The organism is Bradyrhizobium liaoningense (assembly GCF_018130955.1).
In the GTDB taxonomy this organism is placed as follows: Bacteria; Pseudomonadota; Alphaproteobacteria; order Rhizobiales; family Xanthobacteraceae; genus Bradyrhizobium; species Bradyrhizobium liaoningense_C.
Window position 1 is genome coordinate 42,841 of record NZ_JAFCJM010000012.1, and the last position, 23,842, is coordinate 66,682.

At 62.6% G+C, this 23,842-nt stretch carries 26 protein-coding genes and 2 pseudogenes; 20 read left to right on the forward strand and 8 right to left on the reverse strand.

Translation table 11 applies throughout. The annotated features are described in order from the left end of the window. Positions 1-17: 17 nt before the first annotated feature. On the reverse strand, positions 18-1,310 hold the full coding sequence (locus JQ632_RS12540) for an HlyD family secretion protein (RefSeq protein WP_212402636.1): 1,293 nt from the start codon (positions 1,308-1,310) through the stop codon (positions 18-20). 186 nt (positions 1,311-1,496) lie between these two features. Here JQ632_RS12540 and JQ632_RS12545 point away from each other — a divergent pair, with 186 nt between their 5' ends. Both JQ632_RS12545 and JQ632_RS12550 read left to right on the forward strand, forming a co-directional pair. Further along, positions 1,497-2,132, forward strand: coding sequence for a TetR/AcrR family transcriptional regulator (locus JQ632_RS12545; RefSeq protein WP_212402637.1), 636 nt, complete (start codon positions 1,497-1,499; stop codon positions 2,130-2,132). A gap of 63 nt (positions 2,133-2,195) precedes the next feature. Next, entirely contained in the window at positions 2,196-2,537 is a 342-nt protein-coding gene (locus tag JQ632_RS12550) for a DUF6665 family protein (protein ID WP_212402638.1), read from the forward strand. A gap of 23 nt (positions 2,538-2,560) precedes the next feature. On the opposite strand, the gene JQ632_RS12555 is transcribed toward JQ632_RS12550, so the two are convergent. The 3 genes from JQ632_RS12555 to JQ632_RS12565 form a co-directional block, all read right to left on the reverse strand. After that, complete coding sequence (locus JQ632_RS12555) at positions 2,561-3,757, reverse strand: extensin family protein (protein ID WP_212402639.1); 1,197 nt, start codon at positions 3,755-3,757, stop codon at positions 2,561-2,563. Between the two features lie 344 nt (positions 3,758-4,101). After that, on the reverse strand, positions 4,102-4,434 hold the full coding sequence (locus tag JQ632_RS12560; RefSeq protein WP_212402640.1) for a hypothetical protein: 333 nt from the start codon (positions 4,432-4,434) through the stop codon (positions 4,102-4,104). A gap of 446 nt (positions 4,435-4,880) precedes the next feature. Continuing rightward, entirely contained in the window at positions 4,881-6,626 is a 1,746-nt protein-coding gene (locus tag JQ632_RS12565) for a tetratricopeptide repeat protein (protein ID WP_312015601.1), read from the reverse strand. A gap of 1,039 nt (positions 6,627-7,665) precedes the next feature. On the opposite strand from JQ632_RS12565, the gene JQ632_RS12570 reads away from it, so the two are divergent. The 6 genes and pseudogenes from JQ632_RS12570 to JQ632_RS40045 all read left to right on the forward strand — a co-directional run bounded on the left by JQ632_RS12570 (position 7,666) and on the right by JQ632_RS40045 (position 10,368). Further along, the gene (locus JQ632_RS12570; protein WP_212402641.1) at positions 7,666-8,205 is read left to right on the forward strand and encodes a hypothetical protein; all 540 of its coding nucleotides are present in this window, start codon (positions 7,666-7,668) and stop codon (positions 8,203-8,205) included. Between the two features lie 57 nt (positions 8,206-8,262). Next, positions 8,263-8,700, forward strand: a complete 438-nt coding sequence (locus tag JQ632_RS12575) for a DUF2441 domain-containing protein (protein ID WP_212402642.1) — start codon at positions 8,263-8,265, stop codon at positions 8,698-8,700. 113 nt (positions 8,701-8,813) lie between these two features. After that, positions 8,814-9,347, forward strand: coding sequence for a hypothetical protein (locus JQ632_RS12580; protein WP_212402643.1), 534 nt, complete (start codon positions 8,814-8,816; stop codon positions 9,345-9,347). Further along, a pseudogene (locus tag JQ632_RS40255) lies at positions 9,326-9,469 on the forward strand (thermonuclease family protein); the annotation flags it as partial. The gene JQ632_RS12580 and the pseudogene JQ632_RS40255, both read left to right, overlap by 22 nt. A gap of 156 nt (positions 9,470-9,625) precedes the next feature. Further along, positions 9,626-10,051 (forward strand): hypothetical protein, encoded by a 426-nt coding sequence (locus tag JQ632_RS40260; protein WP_312015603.1) that lies wholly within the window; start codon positions 9,626-9,628, stop codon positions 10,049-10,051. A gap of 62 nt (positions 10,052-10,113) precedes the next feature. Next, the gene (locus JQ632_RS40045) at positions 10,114-10,368 is read left to right on the forward strand and encodes a hypothetical protein (protein WP_212402645.1); all 255 of its coding nucleotides are present in this window, start codon (positions 10,114-10,116) and stop codon (positions 10,366-10,368) included. Between the two features lie 97 nt (positions 10,369-10,465). Here JQ632_RS40045 and JQ632_RS12595 read toward each other — a convergent pair whose 3' ends face one another. Continuing rightward, positions 10,466-11,044 carry a hypothetical protein gene (locus tag JQ632_RS12595; protein WP_212402646.1) on the reverse strand — a complete coding sequence of 193 codons (579 nt, stop codon included), beginning with the start codon at positions 11,042-11,044 and terminating at the stop codon, positions 10,466-10,468. A 234-nt stretch (positions 11,045-11,278) separates the two neighbouring features. On the opposite strand from JQ632_RS12595, the gene JQ632_RS12600 reads away from it, so the two are divergent. The 6 genes and pseudogenes from JQ632_RS12600 to JQ632_RS12620 all read left to right on the forward strand — a co-directional run bounded on the left by JQ632_RS12600 (position 11,279) and on the right by JQ632_RS12620 (position 14,117). Continuing rightward, positions 11,279-11,617 carry a hypothetical protein gene (locus JQ632_RS12600; protein ID WP_212402762.1) on the forward strand — a complete coding sequence of 113 codons (339 nt, stop codon included), beginning with the start codon at positions 11,279-11,281 and terminating at the stop codon, positions 11,615-11,617. 3 nt (positions 11,618-11,620) lie between these two features. Further along, entirely contained in the window at positions 11,621-11,860 is a 240-nt protein-coding gene (locus tag JQ632_RS12605) for a hypothetical protein (protein WP_212402647.1), read from the forward strand. 37 nt (positions 11,861-11,897) lie between these two features. After that, a complete protein-coding gene (locus tag JQ632_RS12610; RefSeq protein WP_212402648.1) occupies positions 11,898-12,293 on the forward strand; it encodes a hypothetical protein in 396 nt (131 codons plus the stop codon). Between the two features lie 9 nt (positions 12,294-12,302). Next, a pseudogene (locus JQ632_RS40265) lies at positions 12,303-12,425 on the forward strand (SOS response-associated peptidase); the annotation flags it as partial. Positions 12,426-12,702: 277 nt separating this feature from the next. Then, the gene (locus tag JQ632_RS12615; protein WP_212402649.1) at positions 12,703-13,806 is read left to right on the forward strand and encodes an IS5 family transposase; all 1,104 of its coding nucleotides are present in this window, start codon (positions 12,703-12,705) and stop codon (positions 13,804-13,806) included. Continuing rightward, the gene (locus JQ632_RS12620) at positions 13,803-14,117 is read left to right on the forward strand and encodes a hypothetical protein (RefSeq protein WP_212402650.1); all 315 of its coding nucleotides are present in this window, start codon (positions 13,803-13,805) and stop codon (positions 14,115-14,117) included. Before JQ632_RS12615 ends, JQ632_RS12620 begins: the two co-directional genes overlap by 4 nt. Here the strand turns inward: JQ632_RS12620 and JQ632_RS40050 are convergent. The 3 genes from JQ632_RS40050 to JQ632_RS12630 all read right to left on the reverse strand — a co-directional run bounded on the left by JQ632_RS40050 (position 14,114) and on the right by JQ632_RS12630 (position 15,136). Next, positions 14,114-14,242 carry a hypothetical protein gene (locus JQ632_RS40050; RefSeq protein WP_283817670.1) on the reverse strand — a complete coding sequence of 43 codons (129 nt, stop codon included), beginning with the start codon at positions 14,240-14,242 and terminating at the stop codon, positions 14,114-14,116. The genes JQ632_RS12620 and JQ632_RS40050 overlap by 4 nt on opposite strands. Positions 14,243-14,470: 228 nt before the next feature. After that, positions 14,471-14,638, reverse strand: a complete 168-nt coding sequence (locus tag JQ632_RS12625; RefSeq protein WP_212402651.1) for a hypothetical protein — start codon at positions 14,636-14,638, stop codon at positions 14,471-14,473. Positions 14,639-14,668: 30 nt separating this feature from the next. Continuing rightward, positions 14,669-15,136 (reverse strand): hypothetical protein, encoded by a 468-nt coding sequence (locus JQ632_RS12630; protein ID WP_212402652.1) that lies wholly within the window; start codon positions 15,134-15,136, stop codon positions 14,669-14,671. Between the two features lie 505 nt (positions 15,137-15,641). Between JQ632_RS12630 and JQ632_RS12635 the strand changes: the two genes are divergently transcribed. The 6 genes from JQ632_RS12635 (at position 15,642) to JQ632_RS12660 (ending at position 23,803) form a co-directional block, all read left to right on the forward strand. Beyond that, the gene (locus tag JQ632_RS12635; RefSeq protein ID WP_042340291.1) at positions 15,642-15,731 is read left to right on the forward strand and encodes a K(+)-transporting ATPase subunit F; all 90 of its coding nucleotides are present in this window, start codon (positions 15,642-15,644) and stop codon (positions 15,729-15,731) included. A gap of 114 nt (positions 15,732-15,845) precedes the next feature. Further along, positions 15,846-17,549 (forward strand): potassium-transporting ATPase subunit KdpA, encoded by a 1,704-nt coding sequence (gene kdpA / locus JQ632_RS12640; RefSeq protein ID WP_212402653.1) that lies wholly within the window; start codon positions 15,846-15,848, stop codon positions 17,547-17,549. A gap of 24 nt (positions 17,550-17,573) precedes the next feature. Beyond that, positions 17,574-19,685: a potassium-transporting ATPase subunit KdpB gene (gene kdpB, locus JQ632_RS12645; protein ID WP_212402654.1), complete on the forward strand. Its 2,112-nt coding sequence runs from the start codon at positions 17,574-17,576 to the stop codon at positions 19,683-19,685. A gap of 65 nt (positions 19,686-19,750) precedes the next feature. Then, positions 19,751-20,353, forward strand: a complete 603-nt coding sequence (locus JQ632_RS12650; RefSeq protein WP_212402655.1) for a K(+)-transporting ATPase subunit C — start codon at positions 19,751-19,753, stop codon at positions 20,351-20,353. Between the two features lie 40 nt (positions 20,354-20,393). Continuing rightward, a complete protein-coding gene (locus JQ632_RS12655) occupies positions 20,394-23,117 on the forward strand; it encodes a sensor histidine kinase KdpD (protein ID WP_212402656.1) in 2,724 nt (907 codons plus the stop codon). Further along, positions 23,114-23,803, forward strand: a complete 690-nt coding sequence (locus tag JQ632_RS12660; RefSeq protein WP_212402657.1) for a response regulator — start codon at positions 23,114-23,116, stop codon at positions 23,801-23,803. The genes JQ632_RS12655 and JQ632_RS12660 overlap by 4 nt, the downstream gene beginning before the upstream one ends. The last annotated feature ends 39 nt before the right edge of the window (positions 23,804-23,842 follow it).

A 23,842-nucleotide genomic window follows, 5' to 3' on the forward strand; every position in this document is an offset into this window, starting at 1 on the left:
CGGGCGCGCGAGGCCGCTTATTTCGGGTGGATCATGGTGGGGTCGTCGAGGTCGATATCGCTATCGGCGTTCTCCGCACCCCTGTTGGTGTCGACGGTGGCGTAGACCGACATGCCCGCGCGCAACAGGTTCTGCTTGGCGACCGATTTCGGCACGCGGATGCGGACCGGCACGCGCTGCACGATCTTGGTAAAATTGCCGGTCGCATTGTCCGGCGGCAGCAGCGTGAACACCGAGCCCGCGCCCGCCGCGATGCTGTCGACGACGCCTGCGAATTTGCGCATGCCGTAGGCATCGACCTTGATCGTCACCGGTTGGCCGGGACGGATCCGCTTGAGCTGGGTTTCCTTGAAGTTGGCGTCGATGAAGACCTCGTCGAGCGGCACGATGTTGCCGAGCCGCTGGCCGACCGTGACGAAGTCGCCGGTGTTGACGAGACGGTTGGAGAAGATGCCGTCGACCGGCGCACGCACCGAGGTGAAGTTGAGGTCACGCTCGGCCTTGGCGAGTGCGGTCTTCAGCTCGGCCAATTGCGCCTGCGCTTCGGCCTGCTGCGCCTTGGCGACGTCGACATTGCTCACGGCCGCATCATAGGCGGCCTGCGCGGCCTTGACGGCTGCCGCGCCCTGGTCGCGTCCGGCTTCCGACACTTCGAAGGTGGCGCGCGAGGCAAAACCCTTGGTGTTGAGCGCCTGTTGGCGCTCGAAATCGAGATCGGCGCGCTTCAATCCGGCTTCGGCGGAGGCGAGCTGCGCCTTGGATTGCCCGACCTGGCTTTCCAGCGCTGCGACCTGGCGGCCGATGCGATCGATGGTCGCCTGCTGGGTCGCGATCTTCGTGCTGGCGGCGTCGACCGCGATCTTGTAGTCGCCGTCGTCGACGCGGAAGACAATGTCGCCCGCGCGCACGACCGTATTGTCGCCGGCGAGGATCGAGGAGATGTGGCCCGCGACGCGCGCGCCGAGCATGGTGTTGTTGGCGCGCACATAGGCGTCCTCGGTGGACACGTAGAAGCGGCCGACCAGCGTGTAGTAGCCGGCATAGCTTGCCGCGGCGAGCGCGAGCAGCGCGACGACACCCATCATGACGAATTTGCGCTTGCCGGATTTTGCTGCGCCGGCAGCGGCGGGCGGCACACCGGGCGCGGGCTTGTCGGTCACGGGCTTGTCCGGCGCCTCGCTGGTGCGGCGCTTGGTCTCTTCAGCGACGTGCGAACGAAGCTGCTCGCCCAAAGCTGCGTTGTCGCTCGCGCCTTCCGCGTCGGATGACTCGCGAAGGACGCGCGCAGCCTGGTCTCTCGATACGGCCATTACGGCCTCCCGCTCAAAAACTCGCGAACCGAAGCGGGCCGCCTGACGGCCCCTCCCCTCGCTGTCCCCACAAGTATCATTGACCGAACGGTTCGGTCAATATATCTTGCGCCCCAAGCGGACCCTAGGGGCCCGATTCCTTTCTTTGGGTTTCCACTCCTGAAAACCTCTCGAAAACCTAAACCAATGGTTGCAGCAGATCGTCACACCCTTCACGTCGTCTCGGAAGAGGACAGCTCGAAGCGCCGCCAGATCATGGATGGCGCCCGCAAGGTCTTCATGGACCTGGGCTTCGACGGCGCCAGCATGGGCGAGATCGCACGCGCGGCCGCCGTCTCCAAGGGCACGCTCTACGTCTACTTCGCCGACAAATGCGCCCTGTTCGAAGCCATCCTCGAGGAGGAGGCGCTCCAGTACGGCCAGGTCGTGTTCACCTTCGATCCCGAACGCGACGCCGAGACAACGCTGAAGGAGTTCGGCCGCGCCTACATCCAGCTGCTCTGCCGGCCCGGCGGCGGATCGGCGATCCGCACCGTGATGGCGATCGCCGAACGGATGCCGGAGGTCGGCCGGCGCTACTACGAGCGCGTGCTGGAGAAGAGCATCAACCGCCTCGCCGACTATCTCAGCGCGCAAGTCGGCGCCGGCAATCTCGCCATCGACGACTGCCCGCTTGCCGCCGCCCAGTTCATGGAAGTGTGCAAGGCCTCGCTGTTCCTGCCCTTCGTCTTCCAGGCCGCGCCTGTGCCGTCGGAAGAGCGCATCGCAAAAGTGATCGACAGCGCAACGCGGATGTTCCTGGCGGCGTATCGCGCGAAATAGCGGCAGCGCCGGAACAGGCTCCACGCGTTGCGAAGGCGCACCGCGTGACATTATATTCGCGGAATGTCCCGTGACCTGCGCCCGCCCGTCGACATCCTCCACTACGAGATCGTCCAGGAACAGGCCTCTGCGCTTGGGCGGATGGGTGGCGCGCTCGAAGAGGCGCTTGCGCGTTTGCGCGAGTTCGATGCTGCTCATGCAGCATCCGAGACGCCGGCTTCAAAACAGCCGGGCAGGCGCAAGCTGGTGCTGGAGGCAGGCCAAGCGCTCTGGATGTTCGTGGTTCAGCGCGAGGCGAGCGGCCTGCGCGACACCCGGCACATCATGCGCACCTACAACGTCCCAGGCGAGGTGCAACTGTGCATGGGGCTCGCCCCCTCGCCGTCGAAGCGGACCGCGACGTGACGCGTTGAGTTCGGGGCGTGCTCTTAATCGTCCGCGAACTCGTCTTCCTCGTTCACCTTGTCGCGCTTGTGGCGCGTGTTGCGGCCGAGCGAGCCGGTGACGTAGGACTCGCGCGAGGCGTAAGGGTTGCGCGAGCTGGCGCGCGCGGCAACCTCTTCGCCGGAGACGGCGGCCGGCTGGCAGATCAGGCGGCGGCTGGCGCGGCGCATCAGATCGACGTGGATGTGATCGTAATGATAGACGTTGGAGCCCGGCGCGAGCACGGTGGTGAAATGCGCGCAGGCACCGGCCTGGATGTCGCGCAAGAATCCCTGCTCTTCCGGCATGCCGCGCCAGCCGTCCTTGACGGTGACGCGACGGCCGTCGGCGAGCGTGAAGGCGGCGATGTCGAGAGCGTTGCCGAACGCGTGCTCGGAGATGTGGGCGTGCGGATTGCCGTTCATGCCGCGGCAGGAATAGGCGGAGATCTGCTTGATCTCGACCACGCGCTGGCCAAGCCATCGCATCGCCGACGGTTGCACCGTGTCGGCCAGCCAGCGATCGAGTTCCGAGACGATCGGACAGGCCAGCGTTGCCGCAGGCTTCATCGCGACGGGACCGACCGCACTGACGGTTGAGCCCTGCGCAGGGCCGGGACCGAGGCGCGGCAAGGGCTGCTGCTCCGGACGCTGCGAATAGGAAGGCGGCGACGAGGCGGCCGGACGCGTCGGATAGCTCGGCGCGTTCATGTAGCGCGCGGCGCCCGCAGCATCGGTGCCGTCGGCCGGCAGGTCGATCTCGTCCTCCTGCGGGGCGACGCCGGGCGCGCTGAGCGAGATCGGGCCGGACGTACCGCCATAGCCGGACGGCGGGCGCACCGCGGCTTCGGGATAGTTCGACGTGCGCGGGTAGGCGGATTGCGGCTGCGACGTCGGCCAGCGCGGCTGATTGCCGATCGCGCCCGGCGGACGCAAGGTCTCGTCGGCAAAACCAAAGCTGCCACTGGCTTCGCCGAGCGCTGCAACCTTGAAGGGATAGTCCGCGCCGCACATGCCGGGCCCGGAGATCGGGTCGATGCGGACGATGTCGGCGCTCTCTTTCACCGCGCCCGATTTCAGGCAAGCGGCTTCCGCCTCGCCCCGCCACGGCTCGCGCTCGGCCTGGAAGAGGCCGCGTCCACAACCCGCTAACGATACAAGGACGATGGAGCCGACGAGATACAAACGAACTCCGCGCGTCATGCGCGCACGTTCGGCGAATTTATTTAAGGACTCTTCAACGCGTTGATTTCACGCTTCTTTAACCACGTTTGCTGCGCCGCAGCGGAACCCGCGACAGCAACACTGGCTTTTTGGGACAGAGACTCTCTGTTAACCATTGGAACTGCGCGAAAGCAGCGCAACAGAGGGAGCCTTGCATGACGTTCGTCCCCAGACTGAGCGTTGTTACCGCCTACCTCGCAATGGCCTTTGTCGGAGCAATCGTGCTCGGCGTGATCTAGCCAATTTGTCATCAACGGATTTGTGGATCGCCCGGCTGTACCGCTCGTCGGCCGTCGGGCGTTTCGTTTGACCTCTCCTATGCGCTAGAAATTCGAGCACGACGACCCGGTGATGCCGCCGATCTTGAAATCGTGGCACACGAGACCGGGATTGTCGGAATCGGGATAGCCGTCATCCTTTTCATGAACTGTGCGGCTGAAGCGCCAGCCGCGCGCCCGCATGCAGCGCTTGTAGGCGCTCGATGTCGCGGCTCCATTCTGCGGCTTGCCGAGTTGCGCGTCGCAGACGGCACTGTCCATGTGCAGCGCGTCGTCGCCGCGCGGCTGCTTCAGCATGTTGGTCCAGATGTCAGTGTCGGCATGCGCCGCGACGGTGCCGCCGATAAGCAGCGCGGCGATCAGGCTGAGACGTTGCATCAATCGTTCTCCTCTTGCGAGCGCCCTTGTTGATCGGTCGCAGGCAAGGAAGAGAACGGTTCGGTGAATGACGATTACAAATTGGACAGCCTTCTTCCTTCTCCCCTTGTGGGAGCCTTATCATGCGAAAAAACATAACGAAATTAATTAGATAGGTTTTTTGTGTCCCCCGTTGTGTCCCGAAAGGCTTCTGGAATGCCCGACAGGCTCTGGAGCGGGCCTGCCGATGTACTGGCGCGGCCCCCTATGTCCCTTATAGCCTGCCGCCCGGCGCGCTGTAGGGCCTTCCTGCGGCGTCTGACGTTCGCCGTCGCCTGTGGACCGGCGCGGGGACTGCGCGACGGCACTTATTGAGGACATCTGGTGCGAGAAAATCCACGGTTGCAGTTACAGGGAACGCGGCGTGTCCTGCTTAACAACCGCAATGCCCTGCAGCGGTCCACCACTCATTCGGGCAACCCTGCTTTCCGAAGGCCCTCAATCAACAGCTTTGCGTTTGATTGGCCGCCCCGGGCGATATACGCGGATATTGTAAAGGCGGGATCGGTCTCAAGCAGACGCGCCACGGCCTCACGTACCTCCGCATCGCGTCCGAGGTGGGCGAAAGCGGACGCGAGACAGCGGTATGCTGACGCATAGGAGGGGTTCTGACGTCGAGCTTTCTTCCCTCCGACGATTGCTTCGTCAAAGCGACCAAGCTCAATCAGGGCATACCCCATCCCAGTAAGCGGCCGGTATAGCTGCGGATCTATCGGGCTCACGCGAATGGCGCGTTCAAAGCTCTGGATCGCCTCCTCCGGCAGCCCTGCAACTCTATAGACCCAGCCTCTGCTGTTCCATGCGTAAAATGAATTGGGGTTGAGCGCGACCGCGCGGTCGGCCATTTCGATTTCGCTTTCACTATCGCCGACCATGTAAGCCGAGATAAAGGCAGCCCACGCTAACGTTTCCGGATCACTATCGTCGATGCGCAATGCCAAGCGACTAAGCCGAATTGCTTCCTTGCGGTCAAATTGAGGATCGACACCATAGGCCCAAAGGACGTTGAGCGCGTGACAGCTACCTGCCAGAGCAGCGGCAAGTCCGAACCGAGGGTCAAGCTCCAAGGCGCGATAGGCAAGCCTCATCGCCTCGGCCACCGCTTCGCGGGTCGCCAGGTAAAGCTGCGGCAGCGCACGGAGGTAAAAATCATAGGCGGTGAGGTTCTCCGGTCGCCGCCGCGCCGCCAGTGCAATTTCTGTTTGAAGCAACTTTGGCTGAATGGCTGAGACCACAGCGACCGTCACTTCGTCCTGCAGGGTGAAAACATCTGTCAGGTCACGTTCGAACCTGTCCGCCCAAATGTGTGCGCCCGTAATCGCATCGATCAATTGCCCGGTGATGCGAACTTTCCCGGCTGCCTTGCGTACAGCCCCCTCAAGGACATAGCGCACGCCGAGCCTGCGTCCGACCTCCTTTACGTCGACGGCTCGACCTTTGAAGGTGAAGCTCGAATTGCGAGCGACTACGAACAACGATTTGAACCGCGAGAGTGCGGTGATGATCTCCTCAACCATTCCGTCCGCGAAGTATTCCTGCTCGGGATCGCCACTCATGTTCTCGAACGGCAGCACAGCGATGGAGGGCTTGTCCGGCAGTGGCGGGGCCACACCCAGCCTATCGCTCTGCGCGCTAAACGATCCCTCGCGCACCGCAAAAGCGCGGACCGGCTTGGCAATGTTCTTCAGCTGCTGTTCGCCCCGGTCCTCGAAGCCAGCGTCCAGCTTGCCCTCGACCTCGCTGTACACCTTTTCGGAAATCAAGATGCCGCCCGGATCGGCGACCCCCTCCAGCCGGACCGCAATGTTGATCCCGTCGCCAAAAAGATCGCCGTCAGCCGCGACGATAACCTCCCCGAGATTGACCCCAATACGCAGCTTAAGGGAGCTTCGGCCTGATGCGATGCCTTCCTGTATCTCGACCGCGCATCGCACCGCCGCCGACGGACTTGCGAACTCGGCCAACGCGCCGTCACCCGTGGTCTTGATCAGTCGCCCGTCGTGGCAGGAGAGGCTCGGCTCGATTATTTCGCGCTTCAGCCGCTCGAACTCGGCGTAGGTGGCTTCCTCAGCGCGTTGCATCAACGCGGAGTAGCCGACCACGTCAGCGGCCAAGATCGCCGCCAGTCGCCTTTGAACCCGCTGCTCCGCCACAGCGCCCTCCGGCCCACCGGACAAACCACGCCCGGGAAAAGGGACCCTAGCACTTTGTGGCGCACCTGTGAGCCGTAATAGCAGGAGCCCGATTGCCTCAAGGGGGCATTTTGCCGGGCCCGCAGCCATGGCGTGCAAAGGAAAATCAAAAAACGAAAATTGCAAATATGCTGAAGTGACGCGGTCCCGCGTTCCCCGCGTTTGGCCCGGCCCCAGGGGACCCGAAAACTAACTAGGGCCTCTGGTGCCCGCGCGGCAACGCGCTGTGCTCGCTGATCCCGCGCCCAGTCGCGCCGAGATCGGGTCGCTCGTGGTTTTTCCACAGCCACGACCGACAGTGGGCTCACGCCGCTCCGACCCGCGAGGGATTGATAATTTGGCAGACCGCCCGCGGACCGCTTTGATCGCGGCATGGGACAGTGTCGATACACGAAATGGGCTGGTCACTACCCGCCAGGAAGCCCTGCCGATTGGGTCGCCGGAGGGCACGTCACCTGCAACATTCAGTGCCGTGGCGGCGCCTGCAATCGCAAGGTCGATGTCAGGCTGGATAGCCTACCCCAAGACCGGCCTTGGTCGCGCGTCGGCTGGTGCCTAGTCTGCAAGGAATGCGGCGCGGCGGGCTCGGTGAACATCGTACCGAACTGGCATGACATGACCAGCCACGCTGTCCCGTTCTCGACCGGCTGGAAGGGGCGATCGTAGAGCCTAAATTTGCACGCCATCTAACAACGGGCTAGACGTACGAGTTGCGCGATTGGAAAAACTCGCGTTATAAATGAGGGATTGTTTGTGGCCTTTACCTTGACTGATCTAGAAGCGGAGTTGAATGCACTAGCGCCAGGTACAGCCTGTTGCATTCACCACGACACATTTGCCGATCTTTTTCCGCCCGGTGAACCTGACGACAGCGCAAGGAAGGCGGCGTACGACTTCGCGAAGGCGAATGGCTGCGTGATTGACAATCGCCCAGCTGAGCAGACTTTGTGCTTCGTCAAGCCGATATAGATTTGACGATACCAGCCGGTTGGGTCATTTCATGACGAACGGGGAAGCAAGGGATGCGCATGCCCTCGCGATCGGTAAGATCGCCATGGCATGGAACGAGTATCACGAACTGCTGGGAAACTTGTTCGCAAGCCTCTTTACGAAATCTCACTTCACTACAACACTCGCGATTTGGCATTGTCTGGATAACGACAGAACACAGAGGCGACTGCTTCGTGCCGCTGCTGAGACCTACCTTCACCACGATAAGAAGGGCTTAGAAGAACTCTTGTGGTTGCTGAACAAGACGGACACTCTTCTCGCGCAGCAAAGAAACGTTGGCATACATGCGCCGTTGAACGCCCTGTTTGAGATCGACGGAAAGCACAAACTGCTATCCGTGCCGGGTCCAGGTAATCGCAATGCCAAACATCTCGATGGGCGAGATGTCCTTGCGGAATACGCTCATTACGAGCAGCAGATTAAGAAAATGCGCGAATTTGCCTTTGCATTAAGGTTTAAACTCACGGTGGGTAAGCACACGGATGCCCCCTGGCCGACACGGCCAAAACTGTCAGTCCGCCCCGGCTAACCTGAAATGTAATCAAATTCTGGATCGTCCAGCATTGGTAAGTTGAGGTTTAGCGGAATGCCATTTTTCGCCTGCACGATGATGCTCAATCAGGGCTCGATAGTACGCCCGGGCAATTGGGGCAGAATTGTCCGGCTGATTGGCCCCGCTCATCGTGACTGGCAGCGCGAGATAATCTTGGAGGATATTCGAAAGACCGAATTCCCGATCCTGCCTTCACGGCTCGAAAGTGCGTTCGTTATAGATGAGTTGGATGAGGCACAGTACTATACTGCGAACTTTGCCAAACTCTCCCTCCTTTACGAAGTAGCGCTGATTGACGATGGCGCCCCGACGCACGAGGCCGATTGGAAAGGTACAGGGCCCTACGACAATACAAACGAGTGGGCCCGGCGATATTGGCGAGGGGATGTGGTGCCTCACCCTGAAACGACTTTGAAGCTTCGAGAACGGCTTACACTCTCCCGCCTGCGGATCGAAAGGCAGGTGGTCTGATCCGCATGTGCAATCTCTACAGCATCACGACCAACCAAGCTGCCATCGTTGCACTCTCCCGCGTGGTCCGACCGCCGCCCCCGAACCGAACCCGGAGACCAAGAATAATCGCCATGCCCCGAACCGTAGTACTTCTTATTTTTCTAATGATGCCGTCACATGCCTTCGCGCAGATGGTTGGTGATCAGCGGTGCAAAGATCAACAATTCACCTCTGTGCAGGTTGACGGGATAATTAAGAGCATCCGTTGGGTGATCAACTCTGTTGAGGCGGTCCCACCGGATGAGGCTGAATACATGCGCACCGAAGCACGTACTGCTCTCGAACTACGAAATCGAGCACGCTTTAACGCCGTTGCCAGCCGGCGCTATTATCCGGCGCTGCAATTCCACGATGATGCGAAGGTCGTGATGGACAACGTGACTACGGCGCGGTCTGCCGCTGGGCGCGACCTAGCGCGACTTCTCGTGGTGGTTCTCGGGCGATTGGTAGACATGAACCACCGGATGCACGAATACATTGATGCGGACGGAAAGCGCAATGCGCCCGTCCTTACGCAGAAGAACCGCGATACCATGTACTTCAATCTCCCAGTCGCCAAAGATCAAACGGTCAGTCTTTTGCAATGTGTGATCAGCGTTCTCTAGTGCGTTCGCCGCTGACACTCGACCGATACAGGCGCACAGTCGCATCCTGCGCGGCAGGCGGGACTGATCTTGGCGACTGGCTTGTGCGCAAGGGGCGCGCGTTGGACTGGCCGCGATACAGTCGTGGACACTATGCGGCGGCTCAGGATCAGGCTCGGCGGGGTGAACGCGGCTTGTGGTCTGGCAGCTTTATCGAGCCGCGGCGGTATCGCGAGTGCGTCCGACTTGGCGGACGGATCGCATCTTGCTGGGATCCAATGAGCGGAGGAAATGGGGTCGTGAGCATAAAGCAGAGCATTGTCGTCGGGATCGTCGCCGCTGTGATGATCGGTGGATCGCATGCTGAGCCGAATGAGGTGCTTTATCGACTGCAAGAGCGTTGTGGCAAACAGACATCGGAAACTTTTCAAAAGGAGTGGGGCGGCAACGTCGTAAACACAAAGGACGGTCAGACGCTCGCGAATTTTGAAAATCACTATAACGCGCGGCTCAACAAGTGCTTGTACTTGGAGAGCACCACCATGCTTCATGCGAAGGAGAAAAAGGCGAACAAGAGCCTTCGGCTGTTTGACCTTCACGAAAACAGGGAAATCGGCAGTTTCTTTTCCCTCGATGGTCGGACCATGATGTGCAACGTGCGCGACGCTTCCTGCAAGACAGAGGACGAATGGCGCGCGCTGGCGAAGCCGTTGATGGAAGAGTGACCTGAACCAATGAAGATGACGCACTGGGCAGGCTCATCCCACCGCAACCGCATCGCCTCGCCATGATCGTGCGGCATTCGTCTGGCTTCATCGCACCGTGCCTGCCGTCGAAGGTCGCGCTGCCGCCCTCCGGGCCGCTATGGGTTCACGAAATAAAGTTCGACGGCTATCGGCTCATGGTTCGCCGGAATGGCGCGCGGGTCCGCTGCTTCACGCGCAATGGCCATGACTGGACCGGCCGCTTCCCGGCTATGACAGCGCAGACACGCGCCACGGGACGTCCCTCAGGCGCTCAGGATCGCGATGCGCGACGATGACAAGGAAGACGAGGCGGAGGCATGAAATTCACCAACGAGCGTCCCTTGGCTGATCCTGACCAAGCTGCGCGGGCTCGGACTTTGGCGGCGGTGATGCTCATCGGGTTCTTACCGCCGCGCAGAACTGTTCTGTGACCGCCGCCGTTTCCTCGGTGACGTTCCAGCCGTTCGTCTCGGCGTTTTCCTTGGCCAACTTTTGCTCGTTCTGAAGCATCTTTTTGATGTGCGCGTACGGTTTCCAGTCGGCCTTGGACAGCTTGACGGGGGGCGCACCGCAGACGTTGTGGGCAATCGCTTTCTGCACACTAGTGCTGACATCGCTCATGTGGTCCTCGACCACGGCGCTGAAGCGCGCCTTGGCGTATTGGCTGTTGGCTGCGATGAAGTCCCTGCAGAACGCGACCCGTTGACCTCCGTCGCGGGCCTTGATGTAGGCCGTCTGCGCTTCGTAATGGACGCGGTAAGCGAGTTTGTCGGCGTTCGGGTCGGATTTCACCGCTTCGAGCATGGTACGGTGGTCACCCAAGGTGGAGTCATTGATGCTGATGTCACATACTTTGGCGAGGGAGACGACCGGAACGTAGGCCCGCACCTTGGCTTCCAAGGCATCGTTGGCCTTCGCGACTGATGCGAACAGGCTGGCGGCGATTGCGAAAGCAGCGAGACAGCGTTTCATTGGTGACATGCTCCAGGTCACCGAACAGCAAGCGGCGGCGGCGTGGGGTTCGCGGTGGCCGACCGCACACACCAGCGAGGCGACCCAGCCGCGAAGCGTCCAGCCCAGAGAACGGGTTGAGCAACTTACTGCGCGAATTTCTTGGGCGGCTGTCGAGCGCCCATCTTGATCTGGATCATGGTTCCGCTCCGTGACCGAGACTGCAGGCCGCGAAGCCGGTCTCGGCAGTCAAGGATGGCGACGACACCTGCAGAGCGTCCGCCATCATCGCCTTGGCAGAACGCCGTTCACGAGTTTAAGCGCGGCAGGGGCAAAGGCCAGGCGCAACGCCTAGTCGGCGCGGGGCGCATCCTCCGGATTGAGCACCCCGAGCCGCTCGGCAATGGTGACGAGTTGAGGCACCGTTTGAACCAGAAGTGCACGCCGGTTCATGAGCTGGAGCGCTACATGCGCTGCAAGGATTGCTCGGCGGTGCGCGGCTATCCATACAAACGCAGCCATCTGGTGGCGCTGCGCGCGACCAAGATCAGCGCGAGCGATCCGCCGTCAACTTGGTGGCCGGGAGAAAGATAAACAATGCAGGTGACCGTCTCTCAACTCATCCAAACGGCCTTCGCGATGGCAGATGCCAATTATCCATCGTTGGCTATTCAGTGGACCGCTGCGTCGTACAGGGTCGAAAGCGCGATGATCGGCACGATGGTCTCGAAGAAAGTGCATGACATGGGGCGCATTGACATTCTTTCGCGAGCACTCGAAGATGAGGAGCGAGAACGTCTTCGAGTGGCAAGCCCGATTTGCATGCCAACAATTTAGCAGTGCTATCTGCGGCTTCGTCGGCGGAATGTACGCAGTGGTCCGCGCCCTGCGTGATCGCGAACAGCGGAATTCGCAAGGTAATATCGCAAGGGTCTTCGCCGCGCCCGACCTCGATCAACTCCTGCACGATCTGGAGTTGGTTCGCGTTCCCCTCGAAAAGTTCGAGCTTCAGCGGGATCGCAAGCTGGAAGCGCCTCTACAGATGTTCACCCTGCCTTACGCCGACGGCATCATCGATGTCTCGACGTATGATCGATCCGACCCCAACAGGGCGTTGATCCTGCCGACCGGCTTCAGCACTGTGAGAGGCTCATATGGATGGTTCACCAGCGATTGGCAGCACGGAGGCCCGAAGTGGCTTTATCGACGCGATCTCGCGGAGACCTTCCTCAAGCTTGCACTCGCTGAACCTTCTGCAGAATTGAAGTGATTGACGCCTGTGTACAATCTCTACTCGATCACCACGAACCAAGCCGCGATCATCAACCTGGTTCGGGTGATCAATCGCCATGTCGGCGACCTGCCGCCAATGCCGGGCGTGTTTACCCATTACGCATGGCCAAGGAGCAAACCCGCGTTAACGAGTTGTGAACTTCTATTGATCAATTTGACGATTAAGCCCTTTGTCGATAGGAGCGCTGAAAATGACGCGCCGCGTGCGTAAAGAGCTAGAACACAAACTTGCGCAAACCCGAAGGCTGGCACTGGAACCGACCGATCCGTTGACCTGCGAACGGTTAGCGCAGCTTATTGAAGATCTAGCAGGCTGTTGAAGAAGTCGGTAGCGAAGCGTTTCGTATCGTGATTCTCTTGGGCCAGGATTTGGCTTGGGGAGCACGATGCGGGGGAGTGACGAACGGTCCGGCTCGCTTTTCAGTTATGTGGACCTGGAGGCTCGAGTTCGCGTCGACCATCCGCTACGGGTGATCCGAGACTTGGCGAATGCAGCGCTGGGCGACCTTTCTGGGGAGTTCGGCAAGCTCTATACGGACTTCGGTCGCCCCTCGATCGCACCGGAGAAGTTGCTTCGAGCAATGCTCCTCCAGGCGTTTTATGGGGTTCGCTCGGAACGGCATCTAATGGAACGGATAGAGTTCGATCTTCTGTTCCGCTGGTTCGTTGGGCTTGGGGTGGACGATGCGGTTTGGGACCATTCGACCTTCTCGAAGAACCGCGACCGGCTGCTCGAGGGCGAGATTGCGGCCAAGTTCCTGAACGCGCTTTTGGCGCAGCCAAGGGTCAAGCGTCTGCTGTCGAGCGATCACTTCTCGGTGGATGGGACGCTGATTGAAGCCTGGGCTTCGATCAAGAGCTTCCGGAAAAAGGATGGCAGCGACAAAGACGAGGATGGTCCGGGACGCAACGCCGAGCGCAGCTTCCACAAGGAGAAGCGATCCAACGAGACCCATGCGAGCACGACCGATCCTGAGGCGCGGCTCTACAAGAAGGGTGACGGCCAACCGGCCAAGCTGAGCTATATGGGCCATGCTCTGATGGAAAACCGCAATGGTTTAGCGGTTTTGGGTGGGGTGAGCCAAGCGACGGGCACTGCCGAACGGGAGATTGCGCTTGCCATGATCGACAGGCGGGGAGCCGCGAAGCGGATCACTCTGGGGGCGGATAAGGCCTATGATGTCACGCAGTTCGTGCACGACCTGAGAGATCGATCGGTTACCCCGCATATCGCGATTGATGGACATCTGAGTAAGACCGGCAAGCGGCGCAAGACAGCGATCGACGCGCGTACCACGCGTCACAGCGGCTACGACGTCAGCCAACGCTGCCGCAAACGCATCGAAGAAGTCTTCGGCTGGATCAAGAGTTCCGCTGGCTTGGCCAAGGTCAAGCTGCGAGGCCGCGACCGCGTGGATGCCGTCTTCGTCCTGGCGCTTGCAGCCTACAATCTGATCCGGCTTCCCAAGCTTCTGGCGGCACCGGCATGAGCATTCGGGGCAGATGGCAGGTCGTCGAGACGCCGGGCTACGACATGGCCTTGGCGGACGCCTACATCCTGTTCGATGAGGCCCGCGGCGAATTCGCCTTCGATTGCCTCACTGGCTCCATTTGTGGAGCCAGCCACGGCGATGCCGTCGAGTTCGGCTGGCAAGGAAACGACGAAATGGACCCAGCCGAAGGTGACGGTTGGGCCGAACTAAAGGATGACGGCTCACTCGAAGGCGAGATCTGCCTTCTCAACGGCGACAACATCCCATTCATCGCACGCCGTTCACAGACTTCTTCAACAGCCTGCTAGACGCCAAGGCCGCGCGCGAGCAGTGTGACCAGAAGCGTCAGCACGGCGCCCCAGATCAGGCTGAGCGTCACCGTTAAAATGGTCGTGGTGACGACCTGCTCGAGATTTGCCTTCGCGAGCTTCATGTCAGTTGCCTCGACGCGCAACGACGCGCATGCCGAACAGCAACGCGGCCATCAGGCCGATCATGAGGATGATCTTCAGCTCGATCATGTCCGGGAGCCCTGCTCGTCAAGAAGCCGCGTGACGCGGTGCCGGTCGCCACATTGCGGCGCTGCGCCATAGGAATGCGAGAGGGCCGGTGCCGGCTTCATATAGGAAAGTCATAAAGACGGTTCCGCGGGCGTGGCCGATCAGGAGTGGAAACGCCAGAGATAGACGGCGGTCCTCAGCGCAATCAGGAGGGTGAGCACGCTGCCCATCGAGAGGATCGCCAGCGCGAGCAGTAGCAGAGCGCCGAGGTCGGGCGCGTGGTCGGCCGAATGAATCGACCGTTCGAGGCGATGCGTGAGCATCGACATGGTGTTGTCCTTCCCGGGTGTGTGGGCTAACTAGCCGAAATGATCGCAGGCCACCGCCTCGTAGAGCGGGTCTATGGCCGGCCTCACCGAGGGCACGCTCGGGCGGCTCGCTGCCGCCGCCAGCGCCTGGGCCTCTGCGAAGGCCGAGAGCAGGGCGATCGCGAGATCCGGATGCCGGGCCTCGATCGCACTGTCGAGCCAGTCCGGCAGCTCGCGTTCCCGCGACAGCGCGCAGTGCCATTCGCCGTCGTCATAGGCGATGCGGCGGACCTGCCACAGCGGCAGCTCCAGCGCCATCAGCGCCAGCGCCGCGTCGGCCCAGGCTTCGGCGTCGATCAGGCGTGCGAGGCGCGCGAACTGTTCGCTCTGTCCGAGTGAGGGAATGCGCCGGCAGGCGCTGTCGATGACGGCGAGCATCAGCGGCCGCGTCATGACCGGCGCGTTGCGCAGCCGGGCGCCGAGCGAGGCGGGATCGTAGTGTTGGGTCGTCGTGGACATGGCAGTGTCCCATAGCCGTGTGGGCCACGCGAGGTGGCCTTCGCTGCCAAAGATGGGCCGGGACAGCATTTGAAAACGAGGGGAGGGCGGGGGGAGAGATATAAGGATTTCATAAGTGGGGAATTGGGCGCGCGTGAGGGGCGCAAGCGTTTGCCAAATCCCCAACTGTCGTCCCGGCGAAGGCCAGGACCCATAACCCCAGGGAGAAGTTGTGGGCTTAAGGCCGCGCTTGTCCGGGACGACGGTGCTTTGTGTGGCCGCAGCGCGGGCCCATCGTCCCCGCCTTTATGAGATTCCTATAACGTCGCCACAGGCCTCATCTCGAAAACCTATGCCTCGGGTGGCACTTGTCGACCCGATCGCTCGGCATTCCGATTCTTCGCCGCGCCTTGCCGTACAGGGACATCCATGTTCGACATCATCATGCTGGCTATGGGCTTCGGCTTCTTTGCCCTTGCCGCCGGCTACACCTCCGCCTGCGAGCGGCTGTGACGGGAGAGCGGTCATGATCTTCGACTATTCGCTCGCCGGTGCCGTCTCGCTCGGCCTCCTCATCTATCTCACCTACGCGCTGCTGCGGCCTGAGCGGTTCTGAGCCGTGCTCCTGCTCCTCAAGCTGCTCGTGGCGGACGCCGTGCTCGTCGCGCTGCTGCTGGCGATGGTCGCGGCCCTCCTGCGCACGCGTCACGCTTTGAAAGGTTGAACTACCATGACTGTCATCGGTTGGCTCCAGATCATTCTCTTTTGCGCCATCATCGTCGCGCTTGCAAAACCGCTCGGCTGGTACATGACGCTCGTCTTCAACGGCGAGCGCACCTTCCTGTCGCCGGTGCTGCGACCGGTTGAATCCGGCCTCTACCTGATGTCCGGCGTCGATGAGACGCGCGAGCAGCACTGGCTGACCTACACGGTCGCCATGCTGCTGTTTCACGTCGGCGGCTTCCTCATCATCTACGGCTTGATGCGGATGCAGGGCGTGCTGCCGTTCAATCCGGCCGGGCAGGGCGCGGTTGCGGAAGACCTCTCCTTCAACACCGCGATCTCCTTCATCACCAACACCAACTGGCAGAACTACGGCGGCGAGAGCACGCTGTCCTATCTGGTCCAGATGCTTGGCCTGACCCACCAGAATTTCCTGTCAGCGGCAACCGGCATCGTGTTGGCGGTGGCGCTGATCCGCGGCTTTTCGCGGGCGTCGATGCGCACCGTCGGCAATTTCTGGGTCGACGTGACGCGATGCACCCTTTACGTGCTGCTGCCTATCTGCATCGTCTACACCCTGTTCCTGGTCTGGGACGGCATCCCGCAGACGCTCGGTGACTATGTCGAGGCGACGACGCTGGAAGGCGCCAAGCAGACCATCGCGGTCGGCCCGGTCGCCTCACAGGTCGCGATCAAGATGCTCGGCACCAATGGCGGCGGCTTCTTCAACGCCAATGCCGCCCATCCCTTCGAGAACCCGACGGCGCTCTGCAACTTCGTGCAGATGATCTCGATCTTCGCGCTTGGCGCTGCGCTCACCAACGTGTTCGGCCGCATGGTCGGCAACCAGCGTCAGGGCTGGGCGATCCTCTCCGTGATGGGCGTGCTGTTCCTCGCCGGCGTCGCCGTGACCTATTGGGCCGAGGCCAGCGGTACGACGACGCTTCAGGCACTTGGGCTCACGGGCGGCAACATGGAGGGCAAGGAGGTCCGCTTCGGCATCGTCGCTTCCTCATTGTTCGCCGTGGTCACCACGGCAGCCTCCTGCGGCGCCGTCAACGCCATGCATGACAGTTTTACCGCGCTCGGCGGCATGATCCCGCTGATCAACATCGAGCTCGGCGAGATCATCGTCGGCGGCGTCGGTGCCGGCCTATACGGCATGCTGCTGTTCGTCATCCTGGCGATCTTCGTCGCGGGGCTCATGGTCGGCCGCACGCCGGAATATGTCGGCAAGAAGATAGAGGCGCGCGAGGTCAAGATGGCGATGCTCGCGATCCTCGTGCTGCCGCTGATGATCCTGGGCTGGACCGCGGTTGCGGTGGTGCTGCCGTCGGCGGTGGCCTCGATGGCGAATGCCGGCCCGCACGGCTTCACCGAGGTGCTCTATGCTTACACCTCGCAGACCGGCAACAACGGCTCGGCCTTTGCGGGCCTCACCGGCAACACGCCGTTCTACAACATCACCGGCGGCCTTTCGATGTTCGTCGGCCGCTTCTTCATGATCGTGCCGGCGATGGCGATCGCAGGCTCGCTCGCCGAGAAGAAGTCGATCCCGCCGTCGATGGGCACGTTCCCAACCACGGGCGGCCTGTTCGTCGGCCTGGTCGTCGGCGTGATCCTGATCATGGGCGGCCTGACCTTCTTCCCGGCGCTCGCGCTCGGCCCCATCGTCGAGCATCTCGCGATGAATGCCGGCCAAATCTTCTGATCGAACTTTTTCGGAGTGACCTCCATGGACACCATGAAACTGCAAAAGCGCGCCTCCGTCTCGGCGATGCTCGACCCCAAGGTCGTGGTCCCCGCGATCCGCGCCTCCTTCGTCAAGCTCGATCCGCGGGCGATGATCAGGAACCCCGTGATGTTCGTGGTCGAGATCGTGGCGGCGCTCACGTCAGTGATCTTCTTGCGCGATCTCGTCACCGGCGGTGGCGGGCTCGGCTTCACCTTTCAGATCATCCTCTGGCTCTGGTTCACCGTGCTGTTCGCCAATTTCGCCGAGGCGGTTGCCGAAGGCCGCGGCAAGGCGCAGGCCGATTCGCTGCGCAAGACCCGGACCGAGAGCCAGGCCAAGCTCGTCACCGGATCGGACAAGATCTTCAAGCAGGTCGCGGGGACCAGCCTGAAGGTCGGTGATATCGTGCTGGTCGAAGCCGGCGACACCATTCCTTCCGACGGCGAGGTGATCGAGGGCGTCGCCTCCGTCAACGAAGCCGCCATCACCGGCGAGTCCGCGCCGGTGATCCGCGAATCCGGCGGCGACCGCTCGGCGGTAACCGGCGGCACGCAGGTGCTGTCCGACTGGATCCGGGTGCGCATCACGGCCGCCCAGGGCTCGACCTTCATCGATCGCATGATCAAGCTAGTCGAGGGCGCCGAGCGGCAGAAGACGCCGAACGAGATCGCGCTCAACATCCTGCTCGCCGGCCTCACCATCATCTTCGTATTCGCCACCGTCACCATTCCGAGCTACGCCGCCTATGCCGGCGGCTCGATCTCGGTGATCGTGCTGGTCGCGCTGTTCGTGACGCTGATCCCGACCACGATCGGCGCGCTGCTCTCGGCGATCGGAATCGCCGGCATGGACCGCCTGGTGCGCTTCAACGTGCTGGCGATGTCCGGCCGCGCGGTCGAAGCCGCTGGCGACGTCGACACGCTGCTGCTCGACAAGACCGGCACCATCACGCTCGGTAACCGCCAGGCCACCGCCTTCCGCCCCGTGCGCGGCGTGACCGAGCAAGAGCTAGCGGATGCAGCCCAACTCGCCTCGCTCGCCGACGAGACCCCGGAGGGCCGCTCCATCGTCGTGCTCGCCAAGGAAAAGTACGGCATCCGCGGCCGCGACATGGCCGAGCTGGGCGCCACCTTCATCCCGTTCACGGCGCAGACCCGCATGAGCGGCGTCGACGCCGGGGGTTCGTCGGTGCGCAAGGGCGCGGTCGACGCCATGCTCAACTATATCGGCGGCGCACCGCTCATGGTCGCCTCGGGCAATACGGCGCGCGCCATGCAGCCCGCGGCACTGTCCGACGTCGGCCGGGAAGTCCAGCTCATCGCCGACGAGGTGTCGAAATCCGGCGGAACGCCGCTCGCCGTGGCAAAAGACGGCCGTCTGCTCGGCATCGTCCAGCTCAAGGACATCGTCAAGGGCGGTATCCGCGAGCGCTTTGCGGAGCTGCGCCGCATGGGCATCCGCACCATCATGATCACCGGCGACAACCCGATGACGGCAGCCGCGATCGCCGCCGAAGCCGGCGTCGACGACTTTTTGGCGCAGGCAACGCCCGAGGACAAACTAAAACTCATCCGCGACGAGCAGGCCAAGGGCAAGCTGGTCGCGATGTGCGGCGACGGCACCAACGACGCGCCAGCGCTGGCGCAGGCCGACGTCGGTGTCGCCATGAACACCGGCACGCAGGCCGCGCGTGAAGCCGGCAACATGGTCGACCTCGACTCCAACCCGACCAAGCTGATCGAGGTGGTCGAGATCGGCAAGCAGCTGTTGATGACGCGCGGTGCGCTGACCACGTTCTCGATCGCCAACGACGTTGCAAAATATTTTGCGATCATCCCGGCGATGTTTCTGGCGTTCTACCCGCAGCTTGGCGTGATCAACGTCATGAGCCTGTCGAGCCCGCAGAGCGCCATTTTGTCGGCGATCATCTTCAACGCGCTGATCATCATCGGGCTGATTCCGCTGGCGCTGAAGGGCGTGGCCTATCGTGCCGTCGGCGCGGGCGCGCTGCTGCGTCGGAACTTGCTGGTCTACGGCCTCGGCGGCATCGTCATTCCCTTCATCGGCATCAAGGCGATCGACCTCGTCGTCACCGCCTTGCATTTGGCCTAGTCGTCATTCCGGGTTCGATGCTGCGCATCGCCCTGGAATGACGGAGAAAGAAATAGGAGACAAGAATGCTCAGAGAAATCCGCCCCGCCATTGTCCTGCTGCTTGCGCTCACCGCGATCACGGGACTGGCCTATCCGCTGGCGATGACCGGCATTGCCGGCGTGCTGTTTCCGACGCAGGCGCAAGGCAGCCTGATCGAGAAGGACGGCAAGGTCATCGGCTCCACCCTGATCGGGCAGGAGTTCGAGGATGACAAATACTTTCACGGTCGTCCCTCGGCGACGCTGGCACCGGACCCGGCTGATTCGACCAAGACGGTGTCCGCGCCCTACAATGCTGCCAATTCGGGCGGCTCCAATCTTGGCCCGACCAGCAAGGCGCTGGCCGACCGGCTCAAGGAAGACGTGGACAGGCTGAAGGCGGAGAACCCGAACGTCGCGGTGCCGGTCGACCTCGTCACGACCTCCGGCAGCGGTCTCGATCCGCACATCTCGCCGGAGGCCGCGCAATTCCAGGTGCCGCGGGTGGCGAAGGTCCGCAGCATGTCAGAGGAGTCGGTCCGGCAAATCGTGGCCGCCAACACCGAGGGCCGCCTGCTCGGCCTGATCGGCGAGCCGCGCGTCAACGTATTGGCGCTAAACCTCGTGCTCGACAAGGCCGCGAAGTAGCGGCCTAGGCTGACCACGTACGGATGATTATAATGGGCTGATGGTTCAACAGCGCCGCGATCCCGAACAACGTCCCTCGCCGGAGGCGCTGCTGGAGGCCGCCCGCCGCGAGGAGAGCGCGCGCGGAAAACTCAAGATATTCGTCGGCGCCGCCCCCGGCGTCGGCAAGACCTATGAGATGCTGCAGAGCGCCCATGCCAGGCGCAAGGCCGGCGTCGACGTCGTGGTCGGCTACATAGAGACCCATGGCCGTGCCGAGACCGAGGCGCTCTTGCACGGGCTCGAGGTGATCCCGCGCAAGGGCCTCGACTATCGCGGCCAGATGCTGGAGGAGATGGACCTCGACGCGGTCATCGCGCGCCGCCCGCAGATCGCGCTCGTCGACGAGCTCGCCCACACCAATGCGGCGGGCAGCCGCCACCCAAAACGCTATCTCGACGTCGAAGAGCTGCTGTCGCATGGCATCGACGTTTACACCGCCGTTAACATTCAGCACATCGAGAGCCTGAACGACGTTGTCGCCCAGATCACCCATGTGCGGGTGCGCGAGACCGTGCCGGACTCCGTGTTCGACCGCGCCGACGCGATCGAGCTGATCGACCTCACGCCCGACGATCTGATCCAGCGGCTGAAGGAGGGCAAGGTCTATGTGCCGCGGCAGGCCGAGCGCGCGCTGGAGCATTATTTTTCGCCGGGCAATCTCACGGCCTTGCGCGAGCTGGCGCTGCGGCGCACCGCCGAGCGGGTCGACGAGCAATTGCTCACCCACATGCAGGCCAATGCGATTGCCGGCCCCTGGGCCGCGGGCGAGCGCATTCTGGTTTGCGTCAGTGAGGACCCGCGCGCGGCGGGGTTAGTGCGCTACACCAAGCGGCTGGCCGACCGGCTGCATGCGCCGTTCACGGCGATCTCGATCGAGACGCGGCGCTCGCTGCAGCTCTCGGACACCGAGCGCGACCGGCTTGCCGATACGCTGCGGCTTGCCGAATCGCTCGGCGGCGAGGCGCTGACGATCCCTGCCGTCGGCCGCCGCATCGCCGACGACGTCGTCAACTTTGCGCAAGGCAACAACGTCACCCAGATCGTGATCGGCAAGTCGAGCCGCTCGCGCTGGTTCGAGATGACGCGCGGCTCGGTCGTGCACGATCTGGTCCGCCGCTCCGGCAACATCACGGTGCATGTGATTGCCGGCGACGAGCTTCCCGTTGAAGCGGCGCCGAAGAGCACGGTGCAGACCGCCGCGCGTGCCGAGCCGTTCGATCCGCTGCCCTATCTGAAGGCGCTCGGCATCGTACTGGTCAGCCTCGGCGCGGCCAGAATGCTTCAGCCCTATTTCGGCATCGAGAACGTCGATCTCGTGCTGTTGACGGGGTTGGTCGCGGTCGCTGTGCGCTACGGCCTGTGGCCGTCGTTGCTGGCAACGGTCGCGGCCTCGCTGTCCTACAATTTCTTCTTCCTGCCGCCGGTCTACACCTTCACGATCACCGATCCGACCAATGTCGCCGCCTTCGTTCTGTTCATGGTGGTGGCGCTGCTGGTCTCCAATGTTGCCGCGCGCGTGCGCATCCAGGCCGACACGGCGATCGGCCGGATCAGGATGACCGAGCAGCTTTATGCGTTCAGCCGCAAGCTCGCTGGCACCGCGACGCTCGACGACGTGTTGTGGGCGACGGCCTACCAGATCGCGCTGATGCTGAAGGTGCGCGTGGTGCTGCTGTTGCCCGAGGACGGCGTTCTCACGGTGAAGTCGGGTTATCCGCCGGAGGACGACCTTGACCAGGCGGATCTTGCCGCCGCCAACTGGGCCTGGAGCAACGATCGTTCCGCAGGCCGCGGCTCGGACACGCTGCCGGGCGCAAAACGCCTGTTCCTGCCGATGCGCACCGGGCGCGGACCGATCGGTGTCATCGGCATCGACAACGACCGCACCGGTCCGTTGCTGACGCCGGACCAGCGCCGGCTGCTCGACGCGCTGGTCGACCAGGGCGCGCTGGCGATCGAACGCGTGCTGCTGGTCGAGGACATGGATCGCGTCAAGCGCACGGTGGAATCCGAGCGCCTGCGCTCGGCGCTCCTGACCTCGATCTCGCACGATCTGAAGACACCGCTCGCTTCCGTGCTGGGTGCGGCCTCGACCATGCGCGATCTCGCCGGCGCCTTGTCCGACACCGAGAAGCGCGATCTGCTCGCCACCGTGATCGACGAGTCCGAGCGGCTCAACCGCTTCATCGCCAATCTGCTCGACATGACCAAGCTGGAGTCGGGCGCAATCGTGCCGAAGACTGCGCTGCACGACCTCGGCGAGATCGTCGGCAGCGCGCTCCGCCGTGCGAGCAAGATCCTGACGGGCCATAAGGTCACCCTCGAGCTCGCGGCCGACCTCCCGATGCTCGAGCTCGATGCGGTGCTGTTCGAGCAGGTGCTTTTCAATCTGCTGGATAACGCCGCAAAATATTCGCCTGATAACACCACGATCTCGATCCGCAGCCAGCGCGACAGGGACCATGTCGTCCTGACGATCGCGGATGAGGGCGACGGCATTCCGCCCGGCGAGCTCGAAAGCGTGTTCGACAAGTTCTATCGCGTGCAGAAGGGCGACCACGTCCGCCCGGGCACGGGCCTCGGGCTCGCGATCTCCCGCGGTTTTGTCGAGGCGATGCGCGGCACGATCTCGGCCGCCAACAGAGCCGACCGAAGCGGGGCGGTGCTGGCCATACGCCTGCCCATTCCGGCACAGACCCACGCATTGGATACCGCCGCATGAGCGCTGCCCCGATCAAGGTGTTGATCATCGATGACGAGCCGCCGATCCGCAAATTGCTGCGGATGGGATTGTCGACGCAGGGCTACGACATCCTGGAAGCCTCGAACGGCAAGATCGCGCTGGAGAAGCTCACTGAAGGTCCTGCGCTGATCATTCTCGATCTCGGGCTTCCAGACATCGGCGGGCATGAGCTGCTGCAGACGATCCGCGCGCGGAACGAGAGCGTGCCGATCGTGGTGCTGTCGAGCCGCGGCGACGAGGCCGGCAAGGTGCAGGCGCTCGATCTCGGCGCCGACGACTATCTGACGAAGCCGTTCGGCATGGACGAGCTGCTGGCGCGCATGCGCGCGGCGCTGCGGCACCAGTTGCAGGTGAAGGGCGAACGGCCGGTGTTCCGCACCGGCGATCTCTCCGTCGATCTGGTCCGCCGCATCGTCAAGGTCGGCGAGAAGGATATCAAGCTGTCGCCGAAGGAGTACGACCTCTTGCGCGTGCTGGTGCAACATGCCGGCAAGGTGCTCACCCATCGCTTCCTGCTGAAGGAGCTGTGGGACGAACTGACCGACGCGCAATACTTGCGCGTCTATGTGCGCCAGCTCCGGCAGAAGATCGAGGCCGATCCGGAGCGTCCGCAATATGTCCTGACCGAGACGGGGATCGGGTACCGGTTGAAGGCGGGGGATTAGGCTCGCTGCGCCTCCGTCATGGCCGGGCTTGTCCCGGCC